At 68.0% G+C, this 11,759-nt stretch carries 11 protein-coding genes and 1 pseudogene; all 12 read left to right on the forward strand.

The genetic code is table 11. The features are described from left to right. Positions 1 to 257, forward strand: a 257-nt coding sequence (locus VGV37_RS02205) for a hypothetical protein (protein ID WP_326877970.1), incomplete at its 5' end; no start/stop codon positions are given. Continuing rightward, positions 254 to 823: a hypothetical protein gene (locus VGV37_RS02210; RefSeq protein WP_326877971.1), complete on the forward strand. Its 570-nt coding sequence runs from the start codon at positions 254 to 256 to the stop codon at positions 821 to 823. The genes VGV37_RS02205 and VGV37_RS02210, both read left to right, overlap by 4 nt. A 7-nt stretch (positions 824 to 830) precedes the next feature. Then, positions 831 to 1,505, forward strand: a complete 675-nt coding sequence (locus VGV37_RS02215) for a hypothetical protein (protein ID WP_326877972.1) — start codon at positions 831 to 833, stop codon at positions 1,503 to 1,505. A gap of 180 nt (positions 1,506 to 1,685) precedes the next feature. Next, positions 1,686 to 1,883 carry a hypothetical protein gene (locus tag VGV37_RS02220; protein WP_326877973.1) on the forward strand — a complete coding sequence of 66 codons (198 nt, stop codon included), beginning with the start codon at positions 1,686 to 1,688 and terminating at the stop codon, positions 1,881 to 1,883. A 37-nt stretch (positions 1,884 to 1,920) separates the two neighbouring features. Further along, positions 1,921 to 2,448, forward strand: a complete 528-nt coding sequence (locus VGV37_RS02225) for a DUF3085 domain-containing protein (RefSeq protein WP_326877974.1) — start codon at positions 1,921 to 1,923, stop codon at positions 2,446 to 2,448. A 69-nt stretch (positions 2,449 to 2,517) separates the two neighbouring features. Continuing rightward, positions 2,518 to 2,847, forward strand: a pseudogene (locus tag VGV37_RS02230) (DUF2958 domain-containing protein); the annotation flags it as partial. 178 nt (positions 2,848 to 3,025) lie between these two features. After that, complete coding sequence (locus VGV37_RS02235; protein WP_326877976.1) at positions 3,026 to 8,074, forward strand: N-6 DNA methylase; 5,049 nt, start codon at positions 3,026 to 3,028, stop codon at positions 8,072 to 8,074. Between the two features lie 52 nt (positions 8,075 to 8,126). Next, on the forward strand, positions 8,127 to 8,654 hold the full coding sequence (locus tag VGV37_RS02240; RefSeq protein WP_326877977.1) for a hypothetical protein: 528 nt from the start codon (positions 8,127 to 8,129) through the stop codon (positions 8,652 to 8,654). Positions 8,655 to 8,878: 224 nt separating this feature from the next. Beyond that, positions 8,879 to 10,492 carry a ParB N-terminal domain-containing protein gene (locus tag VGV37_RS02245; protein WP_326877978.1) on the forward strand — a complete coding sequence of 538 codons (1,614 nt, stop codon included), beginning with the start codon at positions 8,879 to 8,881 and terminating at the stop codon, positions 10,490 to 10,492. A 44-nt stretch (positions 10,493 to 10,536) separates the two neighbouring features. Then, complete coding sequence (locus VGV37_RS02250; protein ID WP_326877979.1) at positions 10,537 to 10,935, forward strand: hypothetical protein; 399 nt, start codon at positions 10,537 to 10,539, stop codon at positions 10,933 to 10,935. Between the two features lie 92 nt (positions 10,936 to 11,027). After that, positions 11,028 to 11,336, forward strand: coding sequence for a hypothetical protein (locus tag VGV37_RS02255; protein WP_326877980.1), 309 nt, complete (start codon positions 11,028 to 11,030; stop codon positions 11,334 to 11,336). Further along, positions 11,333 to 11,740, forward strand: a complete 408-nt coding sequence (locus tag VGV37_RS02260) for a hypothetical protein (protein ID WP_326877981.1) — start codon at positions 11,333 to 11,335, stop codon at positions 11,738 to 11,740. Before VGV37_RS02255 ends, VGV37_RS02260 begins: the two co-directional genes overlap by 4 nt. Positions 11,741 to 11,759: the final 19 nt, after the last annotated feature.

Genomic DNA, 11,759 nt, shown 5'->3' on the forward strand with positions numbered 1-11,759 from the left:
AGTTCCTGCTCGACCCCGCCGCTCCGGTCGCTGCGCGGCTGATCGCGGCGCTCGGCCCGATCAGCCCGAACGCAACGACGGCGGACGAGTTGGCCCGGCACTTGGGCAGCGGGATCGAAGAGATCCACGCCGGGCTCGATCTGCTGGCGATCACCAAGCTGGTCGACACCATCCCGCGCGGCGACAACCGGATCGCCCGACTTTCGCCGCGGCTTCGCACGAAGCTGTCGGGCTCTTCCGTCGTGGGGCTCGCATGATGGATGATCTCGATCCCGACCTCGTCGAACTCGTGCCCTGCGCACCGACACCCCCGACCGCCCCTCGCGCCGCTCTGGCGGAGGTCACGTTCCGGGCGGATGCCTGGCTGCCTGGCGACCTGCAGCGGCTTCGGGCTCTGTTCGATGCCGATGAACCGGTGACCGAGATCGCGGCCCAGCTCGGCCGTACCGTCAATGCCGTCCGCACCCGGATCGAGGATCTCGGGCTGCGGCGGAACAGCCAGCGATCATGGTCGACAGACGATGATTGCGAACTTTCCAGCCGGTATGGCCGGGAGCCGACCAGCGCAATCGCGGCGTCGCTCGGCCGGTCGTGCGGCGCGGTCTACGCCCGCGCCGGCCTGCTCGGTCTCACCGAGGGAAACCCGCCGGCCTATACGCCCTGGGAGGATGCGCAACTCGTGGCGGGTTACGAACGCGGGATCACGATTGCCACGATCTCGGTGATGATCGGCCGGCCCGGTTCCGGCATCATCAGCCGAGCCCAGCATCTGGGCGGCGAACTGGACCGACGCGGAAGCGCGGCGGGCGCTCGAACTGGCTGAAGCCGGGATGTTCTACACGGCGATCGGCCGCACGCTCGGCGCCGAGGGTTTCCCCATGCGCAGCAAGGTCGCGGTCGAACGCGTCCTCCATTCGCTCGGCTATGCGCGCGGCTGGGGCCGCCCCTGGACGCCGGAGGAGGATGTGCTGCTGCGCCGCGTCTACGAGCGCGGGGAGAGCCTGACACCGCTCCGGTTTCGCTTGGGACGAACCGCGGGCTCGCTCCGCTGGCGCGCCGAGTATCTCGGACTCCGCGGGACCCACGCCAATTCCGGCGGCTTCAGAGGCGGTCCGATCTGGTCGCCGGAAGACGAGACGCTGCTGACGGCGCGCTATGGCCGTGAGCCGACCCGCGCGGTCGCCGCGGCGCTCGGCCGCCTGCTGCGCGCGATCTACACGAAGGCCCACGCCTTGGGCCTGGTCCATGGCTGGATGAAGCCCTTCACCGCCGAAGACGCGGCAGCGATCCGGGTCGCCTATCACCGCGGGCTCAGCCTGACCGATCTGGCCGACGCGCTCGGCCGCGACATCGCCGTGGTGTCGAAGCACGCCAAGCGGGAGCTCGACCTACATTTCTCGGCTCGGCCGGTGAAGGCGCCCCGCGGCCCGCGCGCCCTGCGCCGGAAATGGACCTTGGCGGCCATCCTGGAACTGGGAATCCCAGGGGACGAACGGCCGGCCTGAACAGAACGGCGAATCGAAGGAACCGGTGGGATACCGCAGCGCCGGTCACGGCCGCAAAGGGTGGGTCGCGCCGGCCGCTTGCGCTGGGCCGGCCGCGATCCCGGCGCTGCGCGCCGCCTTTGCGCCCGCGTCCGGGCCGCGGTCCCCGGATCCTGTTTCGAGAAGAAACAGGAGGAAAAAGTGAACAACCCATCCCAGGAAGTCCCCGAACTCAGCCGGTACCAGCGCTCGCATGAGGTCATGCGGCTCCAACGGGCACTTACCCGTGCGGAAACCTGCCTGGAGAAGGCGGTGAACCGGCAAGACGGCGCCCAGGCCGACGCGTTCCGCCAGGAGATGCGGGCGCTTGCCGATCGCATCGACGCGCTCGAAGCCTGAACTACGCTTCGGCCCACCCTTCGAACGGAGGTCAATCATGAGACTGCATTTTCATGCGGCGCTGGTGTTCCGGCTGCTGGAACACAGCAAGGCGGCCGTCACGCGCGCCCCGACCAGCGAACAGCTGTTCGAGGGCCGGTTCCGCAAGGATGGCCGCGACATTGATACCCACGGCCTGCCGCTCGCTGCCTGGCCGACCGAGGCCGACATCGATCCGGCCAGGATTCCGGCGGGGCTCTGGCTGGTCGGCGACCAGGGCATCTACTTCATGAGCAACGGCCAGCCCGGTCTCATGGTCGCCCCGGCAAGCACCCGGCACCTCGTCGCCCCGGCCGCCGAGGCCGATCCGGAACGGAACCCGGAGAGCTGGTGGGACGTCAAGCGCGCCTCGTTCGGCGGGGACGACGGCGTCATGTTCATCGAAGAAGCGGATGTGGTGTCCCTGTTGCGCTACCGCCGTGACGGCCGGGTCTGCCTCGACCTCACCCCTGACCAACTGGCGATCGTGGTGCCGGATCCTGTCGCCGATCGGCCCGACAGCTTCCGGCGCACCGCCGCGAAGTAGCCTGCCCAACGCCGCTGGCCCGACGACCGGCTAGCGCCGGACCAATTCCCAAACCTATCGGAGATCAAAATGGACCTCATTCCAGAGGGAATCCGTGCCCGTCTGCTCGCCAACGGCAAGGAGCGCGACCGAGACCATATGCCGGTCGTGAAGCTCTTTTGCCCGTTCTCGGCCGCGACCTGGCTGCTGACCGAACTCGATCCCGATGACCCGGACAGGATCGCATTCGGACTCTGCGATCTCGGCTTTGGATGCCCGGAATTAGGCAGTGTCGATCTGACGGAGCTGCAAAGTGTGCGCGGGCCCGGCGCGTTGGCGGTCGAACGGGATCTTCATTTCCGGCCGCGCTTTCCCCTGTCGGTCTATGCGGAAGCCGCGCGCCGGCAGGGCTCGATCATCGAGGCGACGCACGTCCTCACCGCGATCGCGGCAGAAGCGGGCGTCGCCCCTGCGGCGACGGACACGGCGGGTTAAGACGCCCGGCACCGCCAGCGCGGGCATCCCCCTTCCATTCAATCCGCAATCACCGGCCGCCTCGGTGCGCCGGGCGATTCCGCACGCCCCGAGGAGAGACCCGATGGCTCGCGACACCGCGCAGCTGACCTTATCCCTGTTCGACAGCACCAGCCTCGCCGGCGGCATGACGCTCACCGGTGAGGCGTACCGCCCGTTGGCGGCACCCGAACCCGACGACGAGCCAACCGAGGCCCTGGGTGACCCAGTGCCGGCAGGCAAGAACTTCCACCTCCTCGGTGATCGCGGGTTGGCCCGGGGCTGGAAGGCACGCGCTGCCGACAATCTCGCCGCCATCACGCTTGCGGCCCGGATCGAAGCCGAGAAGCGGCCGGCGAGTGAGGATGAGCAGGCCATGCTGGCCCGCTTCGTCGGCTTCGGCGCCGCCGATCTGGCGAACAGCCTGTTCCGGCGCCGCGGCGGCGAGTTCGCCGAACCCTGGCTCGAGCTCGGCGAGGAACTCGAGCAGCTCGTCTCGCGCGAGGATCTGGCCAGCCTGGCGCGTGCCACCCAATACGCCCATTACACGCCCGAATTCCTGATCCGCGCGATCTGGCGCTCGCTCGGTGTCCTGGGGTTCGAAGGCGGCCGCGTGCTGGAACCTGGCTGCGGCACCGGCCTGTTCTTCGCGCTCATGCCGGAAGCGATGGCGGCCGCGAGCGATCTCACCGGAATCGAATTCGACCGGACGACCGCGCGCATCGCGCAGCTGCTGTTTCCGGCCGCCTGGATCCGGCACGAAGACTTCACCAAGGCGCGTCTGCCCGAGCGCTACGACCTCGTCATCGGCAATCCGCCGTTCTCGGACCGGACCGTGCGCGCGGAGGACCCGGCCGGCCGGCTGCACCTGTCGCTGCATGATTATTTCATCGCACGCGCGATCGAACGGCTGAAGCCCGGCGGCATCGCCGCCTTCGTCACCAGCCGCTGGACCCTCGACAAGACCGACCCGAAGGCGCGCGCCCATATCGCTGAACTGGCGAGCCTCGTCGGCGCGGTGCGTCTGCCCGAAGGCAGCTTCGCCGCCGCCGCCGGCACGGACGTCGTCATCGACGTGCTGCTGTTCCAGCGGCGGGGTCCCGAGACTACGGCGCCATCCGCCCTTTGGGACACGCTGGCGGAAGCGGTGCCGGCGGGCGAGGGCGAGGAAGCGCTGTCGATCAACCGGTATTTTATCGAGCATCCGGACCAGGTGCTCGGCCGTCACGCGCGTACGACCGGGCCATTCGGTCCGACCTATAGCTGTCTTGCCCATGGGGAAGGGGACCTCGAAGCCGCGCTCGACCGCGCCTTCGCGCGCATCGTTACCGGCGTTCGCGCGCCGCGGGCCGAACCGATCGGTGAGCAGCGTGCCGCGCGCCCGGCGATCGGCACCGCGGCGGAGGGCGCCGTCATCAAAGAGGGCAGCTACGTCATCCTGGATCACGCGCTCCACCAGATCCTCGACGGTACCCCAACGCCGGTTGCGATTCGCCAAGCTGGGTGCGCCGGCATCCCGGCCAAACACGCGCGGATCATCCGCGGCCTGATCCCGGTGCGGGATGCGATCCGCGAATTGTTGCGCGCCCAGGAAGCCGGCGTGCCGTGGGGAGCCGCGCAGGTCCGTCTTCGCGTCGCCTATGGCGGCTTCGTCCGCCAGTTCGGTCCGATCAATCTCACGTCCGTCACGGAGAGCGTCGATCCGACGAGTGGTGCTACCCGGGAGAGCGTCCGCTATCCGAACCTCCAACCGTTCGCCGACGATCCCGACGTCTGGCTGGTCGCCTCGATCGAGAGCTATGACCTGGAAAGCGGGCGCGCGACCTGCGGGCCGATCTTCACCCAGCGAGTGATCCATCCGCCGGCCCTGCCGCTGGTCGAGACGGTGCATGACGCGCTTGCGGTGACCTTGCACGAAGTCGGCATCGTCGATCTTGATCGGATCGCCGAGTTGGTTGGACGGACGCGCGAACAGGCGCGCGCTGAACTGGGCGAGGCGGTCTTCCTCGATCCGGCGCTGTCGCGCGAGATGGAGATTTGGCAGACCGCCGATGCCTATCTCTCGGGCCCGGTGCGGACCAAGCTCGCCGTCGCACGCGCCGCGGCGGCGCTCGATGGCCGCTATCAGCGGAACGTCGCGGCGCTGGAGCGCGTCCAGCCCGAGGACCTCCGGCCGTCCGACATCTGCGCGCGGCTCGGCGCGCCGTGGGTGCCGGCAGAGATCGTCGAGCAGTTCTCGGCCGAGGTGATCGGCATCGCGACGGCGATCCGCCACACGGTCGAGATCGCCGCCTGGACCATCGACACCACTGTCTTCGCCGGCCAGGCAGCCGCTACTTCCGAATGGGGTACCAGCCGACGCCATGCCGGGCTGCTGCTGTCCGATGCGCTCAATGCCTCGCTGCCGGCGATCTACGACGTCTGGACCGCGGACGGCGTGGAGCACCGCGAGTTGAACGCGCCGGAGACCGAAGCCGCCAAGGAGAAGCTGCAGAAGATCCGCGGCGCTTTCGAGCACTGGGCCTGGAAGGACGCCGACCGGACCGAGCGCCTGGCCCGGATCTATAATGACCGGTTCAACAATCTGATGCCCCGGCAGTTCGACGGCGGCCACCTGTCGCTGCCGGGCGCCAGCTCGGTCATCCGGTTCTATCCGCACCAGAAGCGGGTGATCTGGCGCATCATCGCGGCAGGCTCGACCTACGTTGCCCATGCCGTCGGCGCCGGCAAGACCTTCTCGCTCGCGGCTGCGGTGATGGAGCAGAAGCGGCTCGGCCTCATCACCAAGGCGATGATGGTCGTGCCCGGCCATTGCCTGGCCCAGGCGAGCCGCGAGTTCCTGCTGCTCTATCCCTCGGCCCGGATCCTGGTCGCCGACGAGACGAACTTCACCAAAGACAAGCGCCAGCGCTTCCTGGCCCGCGCCGCAACCGCCCAATGGGACTGCATCATCATTACCCATGCGGCCTTCAAGTTCATCCCGGCGCCGGCATCGTTCGAGCGTGTGCTGATCGACGAGGAGCTCGCCGGCTATGCCGACCTGCTGGAGCGGCTCGACGGCGACGACCGGATCGGCCGCAAGCGGATCGAGCGTCTGAAAGAGGGCCTCGAGGCCAAGCTCGAGGCGCTCAAGACCCGAAAGGACGATCTGCTGACGATCGGCGAGATCGGCATCGACCAGATCATCGTCGACGAGTCCCAGGAGTTCCGCAAGCTGAGCTTCGCGACCAACATGGGCAACCTGAAAGGCGTCGATCCCGACGGCTCGCAGCGCGCCTGGGACCTCTGGGTCAAGTCCCGGTACGTCGCGCGGCGGAACCCGGGCCGGGCGCTGATCCTCGCCTCCGGCACGCCGATTACCAACACGCTCGGCGAGATGTTCACGCTGCAGCGGTTCATGCAGTTGGACGCGCTGGTCGAGCGCGGCATCCACGAGTTCGATGCCTGGGCCGGCACATTCGGCGAGACCCTGACGGAATTGGAGCTGCAGCCTTCCGGCCAGTACAAGCCCGAAACCCGGTTCGCCGCGTTCGTCAATGTCGCCGACCTGATGGCGCTCTATCGGGCCGTCGCCGACGTCGTGCTCAAGGATGACCTCCGGCAGCATGTCCGCCTGCCGGCGATCCGTGGCGGCAAGCGCCAGATGGTGACGGCCGCGCCGAGCGCCGCGTTCAAGGCCTATCAGCAGGTGCTCGGGGATCGGATCGAACGGATCCGCAAGAGGAAGGGCAAGGTCCAGAAGGGCGACGACATCCTCCTGTCGGTCATCACCGACGGACGCCATGCGGCGATCGACATGCGCTTCGTGCTGCCGGGGAGCGACAACGAGCCGGAAAACAAGCTCAACGCGCTCGTCGCCAATGCGCATCGGATCTGGCTGGAGACGTCCGACCGACGCTACACGCGCTTGGACGGGACTGCGTTCGCGCTCGCCGGCGGCGCGCAGATGATCTTCTCCGACCTCGGCACCTTGAACGTCGAGGCGACGCGGGGCTTCTCGGCTTACCGCTGGATCCGCGACCGGCTCGCGGCACACGGCGTCCCGCCGGGCGAGATCGCGTTCATGCAGGACTATAAGAAGAGTTCGGCCAAGCAGCGGCTGTTCGCCGATGTCAATGCCGGCAAGGTCCGCATCCTGATCGGTTCGTCCGAGACCATGGGCACGGGCGTCAATGCACAACGTCGTCTGGTGGCCCTGCATCACCTTGATGTGCCGTGGTTGCCGTCGCAGATCGAGCAGCGCGAGGGGCGCATCGAGCGCCAGGGCAACGAGAACGAAGAGATCCAGCTCTACGCCTACGCCACGACCGGCAGCGTCGATGCCGCGGGCTGGCAGCGGCTCGAGCGCAAGGCCCGCTTCATCGGCATGGCGATGGCCGGCGACCGCAGCATCCGCCGGCTGGAAGATGCCGGATCCCAGGCCAGTCAGTTCGCGCTGGCGAAGGCGATCGCCTCGGGCGATCCGCGCCTGATGCAGAAGGCCGGGCTCGAAGCGGAGCTGGCGCGGCTCGAGCGGCTGCGCGCCGCCCATATCGACGATCAGCATGCGGTCCGCCGCGCGATCGCGACGGCCGAGAACACCATCGCCGCCAGCCAGCGGCGAATCACACGCATCCGGACCGATATTGCCCAGCGTCGCTCGACCCGGGGCGAGGCGTTCGTCATGGCGGTGGATGGCCGGCAGTATGCCGAGCGCAAGGATGCCGGCGCCGCCCTGCTCAAGCTGTTACGCGCGCTGGAGATCGACGGCGCGAAAGTGGCGCCCGTCGGAAGCATCGGCGGCTTCGCGCTGACGGCCGTGCGCGCGCGGTTCACCGACCCGGACCAGCCGCCGGTCGCCCTGCTGATCGAACGGACCGATCACCAGGACGAGGTCGAATACGGGCGCGAGGTCAGCCCGCTCGGCATCATCGCCCGGCTCGAGCACCAGCTGACGAAGTTCGAGGTCGAACTGGCCGACGCGGAGGCGTCGCTCGCCGACGCCCAGGACCGGCTGCCCGGCTATCGCCAGCGGCTCGGCCGGGACTTCGCCTATCAGGACGAGCTCGACACCAAGCAAACGGAACTGGCGGCGCTCGAACGAAGCCTCGCCGCCGGCGAGCCGCAACGACCGGAACCGGCCGAAGCGGCCTGATCCTGACGGCTCGGCACGCTGAGCGCCCCCCGTACAACATGAAAGCTGTACCATGCCTGACAGCCACATCCCCGCATCGATCGCGCGACGATTGACCCAGCCGCCGTTCACGGCCGGGCAGTTCACGCCGACCCAGTTCACCAGCGCCGCCGACAAGGCGGTGTTCGCCAACAAGCTGGTCCGCTTCCTGGCACGCGATTGCCCCGAAGCGGCGTTCACCAAGGGCTTCTATCGGGCGCTCTCCAACAGTTTTGGCCACATAGCCCACTACAATCTGGCTGGCTTCTACGGCGAGTTCTTCCGCACGACGGCGGACAAGATCGCGTTCGTGCGCCAGACCATCGAATACCCGGCCTATGGCCTCCCGGAATTTACCTTCTGCGACGTCGAACGTGCCGTCCGGACGCGGGTCGGCGCCGCCGGGCTGCTGACGCACCTGCGGGTGCTCCGCGACACGGAGACCGAACAGGCGGAGCGCGCCCAACTCGAACGCTTGAAGGCCAAATACGAGCCTCAAGCCGAGCCGGTGGCCCGAAGAAATTTGCCCCGAAATCTGTTCGACCTGACCCAGGCAAGCTGAAACCCCAACGAGACGGAGATCGGTCGCAGACGCCGGTCGACGGTAGCGCTGCCGCTCCATCGCCGGCTGGCCGCGCCCCAGCCCCGCTGGCACGCAGGCCCAAGAGGGCCCGCGCGCGGGCGCAGGGCAGGAGCGCTCGCCGGCAATGGTACCGCCGACCGGCGCCCGCGCGCCGGAATCCGTTCCGAGGAATGCCGGAACGTGAACCGAGGAGAGAACACGCCATGGAACTCCGCATCGCCGATCCCAGGACCCTTCTGTTCAACCCGAAGAACCCGCGCCGGACGGCGGCGCCGGCGGTCTCCGACGAGCAGCTCGCCACGAACATCCGCCAGATCGGCTTGCTGCAGCCGCCGCTGACGCGGCAGACCGGCGACGGGCTGAGCATCATCGTCGGCGAGCGTCGGGTCCGCGCCTCGATCGCGGCCGAGTTGGCCGAGATTCCGGTCCTGGTGTTCGACCAGGACGCCACCGACGACCAGATCCGCGCGCTCTCGGAAAATGTTCAGAGAGCCAATATGGGCGCCGTCGACCAATGGCGTGCGATCGAATCCGCGATCTCGGACCGTTGGACCGAAGACGCGATCAGCGCGGCGATGGGGCTGAGCGTCCGGACCATCCGCAAGCTCCGGCTGCTGGCCCATATCCACCCGGCCATGCTCGATGTCATGGCGCTGGGCGACATGCCCAATGAAAACGTGCTGCGCACGATCGCCGCGGCCACGCCGACCGAGCAGGCGTCGGTCTGGAAGAAGCATCGGCCGAAGAAGGGTCAGCCGAACGTCATCTGGCACGAGGTCGGCCGCGCGCTGGAAAAGCGCAGGATCAGTGCTGTGCTGGCGAAGTTCGGGCCCGACGAGGAACAGGCGTTCGGCATCGTCTGGGAGGAAGACCTGTTCGAGCAGGCCGGCAAGGACGCGCGCTATACGACCCAGGTCGAGGCGTTCCTGGGTGCGCAGCAGGCCTGGCTCGAGGCGCACCTGCCGGCGAATGGCATCCTGCTGGACAGCGACGAATACGGCCGCGCCAAGCTGCCACCGCGGGCCGAGCGTGCCTACGGGGCGCCGCGCAAAACCGACAGTGTCGGGTTCTTCGTCTCGTCCCGGGGCGAGATCGAGGAGATCGCGTTCCGGCTCCCCGAACCGGCGAAAAAACCTACCGGCGGATCTGAGCGGGACGGCAATACGGTCCGGACGACCCGCCCGGAAATCACCAAGGAAGGCCTTTCGAAGATCGGTGATTACCGCACCCAGGCGCTGCACGAGGCGGTGAAGGTCTCGCCGATCGAGGACGACGTCCTGCTCGCGCTCGTCGTGCTCACGTTCGGGGCGTCGAACGTCAGCGTCGAGGGCCCGAATGGCCGGTACGGGGGACAGCGCGGCGAGCTTGCCGAAGCGCTCGTTGCCGGCGGGGTCCTCACCCAGGATCTCGACCTCATCCGGCAATCCGCGCGAGCGATGCTGGCGGAAGTGCTGTCGTGCCGCGAAGGTATGAGCAACAGCGGTCCGCTTGCCCTGATCGCGGGCGACGCGGTCGGCGCCGACAATTTCCTGCCGAACATGGCCACGGAAGAGTTCCTGTCCTGCCTGTCGAAAGCCGGCATCGAGAAGGCCGCGAGCGGCACGAACGTGCTGCCGCGCCAACGTGCCAAGGATACGCGTGCGGCGCTGATCGCCCAGATCGGCGACGGGCGTTACCTGCTGCCGGCCGCCCGCTTCGCCGGCCCAGTCGCCGCGACCACAGGGGCGGAAGAAGCGCCCGGCGAGGCCGGTGAGGAACTGTCGCCGACGGAAGGCATCGACGACGAGGTTTTCGAGGAAGACCGCGACGCTGCCTGAACGAGCACGCCCGGTCCCCTGAACCCAGATGAGGGAGATCCACCATGACAGCAGATCATCTTCCGGCGGTCCGAACCGCCGTCTTCACGCCGGATGCCGCCGAGGCGGCCGGCTATGCCCGTTTCAACGGCGGCGCCCATCTGGCCGTCGATGTCCCCGACGGCAACTTCACGATCACGGCGCGCATGACAAACGGCAGGCGCGTGACCTTCGCATTCGTCCCTTATCGCAACGACGAACCGGCCGGCTGCGTGGACATTTCCTATGACGATGCTCCGGTCGCGCCGATTATGAACGGCAAGACCGCGTGCCACGTGATGCATGCCATCGGCTTCACCGTCGGCCCGGATACCTTCGATACCCGCAAGATCGCGGCGCCCACGACCCTGATCACCGTGTTGATCGCCGATAAACATTACACCAAGACCCCGCCGGATCGGTGACCCGGCCCGTCCCACCACGAATTGCGACCAACGAACCCGACGCCCCGCATGCCCTGGCATGGCGGGGCGCTTCGCTTTCACAGGAGGTTTCCATGCCACTCTCCGCCCGCGAATTCATCATCCTCAACACGGCAATCTCCGGACTGCTTGCGGTCACCTGGGCCGGCAACGGCAAGGCCGAACCGACGCTGGACATCGATGCCGCCGATCTGTTCGACCTGGTCCGGGCCGGCTACCTCAAACCCGTGCCAAGCCCGCAAATGGACGCCGAACGACCAATCACACGGTACGAGGCGACACCGGCCGGCCGCGCGCGCTGGCAAGAAGCCAGCGAGTTGGTAGATCCCCGACGCTCGAGCGCACGCATCCTGGACTTTTGCGCGCGCGGAGACCGGTCATGAGCCCGGCGACCGAATGGCCGGCCGAGCCGTGGGCTCGCGGTCAGGACCGCGAGGCCGAATGCCTCTTTCAAGCAGGCGAGATGACGCCGCTCGTGCTCGCCGACCCGTCCCGGACCATGACGGTACCGGAGGTCGACGGCATGCTCGACCGGATCGTCGCCTGCGTCGATGCGCTCGCAGGGATCGAGGATCCGGCTGGCTTCGTCGCCGCAGCCAAGCGGCTTGCGCTTGGCGCCGTCGCTGCCGACGCACAGGCCGAGGCCGATTTCGAACTCGGCGAGCAAGAACAGGTCACCGGCCTCGACTCGCTGCGAGATCACCTCCGTCTCAACGATCTAGCGACCTTCGAGGCGGCGGCAGCGCTCCGCGATATACTCGCAACGCTCGAAACCGTGGACGCGTGAATCAGGGGCGATGAAGTGG

Origin of the sequence: Aliidongia sp., from assembly GCF_035943795.1 — a bacterium.
GTDB lineage: Bacteria > Pseudomonadota > Alphaproteobacteria > ATCC43930 > CGMCC-115725 > Aliidongia.

Bases quoted from the DNA above. Each gene is read 5' to 3' on its own strand.
- VGV37_RS02235 (WP_326877976.1), top strand. From the start codon at position 3,026: ATGGCTCGCGACACCGCGCAGCTGACCTTATCCCTGTTCGACAGCACC.
- VGV37_RS02210 (WP_326877971.1), top strand. From the start codon at position 254: ATGATGGATGATCTCGATCCCGACCTCGTCGAACTCGTGCCCTGCGCA.
- VGV37_RS02215 (WP_326877972.1), top strand. From the start codon at position 831: ATGTTCTACACGGCGATCGGCCGCACGCTCGGCGCCGAGGGTTTCCCC.
- VGV37_RS02225 (WP_326877974.1), top strand. From the start codon at position 1,921: ATGAGACTGCATTTTCATGCGGCGCTGGTGTTCCGGCTGCTGGAACAC.
- VGV37_RS02250 (WP_326877979.1), top strand. From the start codon at position 10,537: ATGACAGCAGATCATCTTCCGGCGGTCCGAACCGCCGTCTTCACGCCG.
- VGV37_RS02240 (WP_326877977.1), top strand. From the start codon at position 8,127: ATGCCTGACAGCCACATCCCCGCATCGATCGCGCGACGATTGACCCAG.
- VGV37_RS02260 (WP_326877981.1), top strand. From the start codon at position 11,333: ATGAGCCCGGCGACCGAATGGCCGGCCGAGCCGTGGGCTCGCGGTCAG.
- VGV37_RS02255 (WP_326877980.1), top strand. From the start codon at position 11,028: ATGCCACTCTCCGCCCGCGAATTCATCATCCTCAACACGGCAATCTCC.
- VGV37_RS02245 (WP_326877978.1), top strand. From the start codon at position 8,879: ATGGAACTCCGCATCGCCGATCCCAGGACCCTTCTGTTCAACCCGAAG.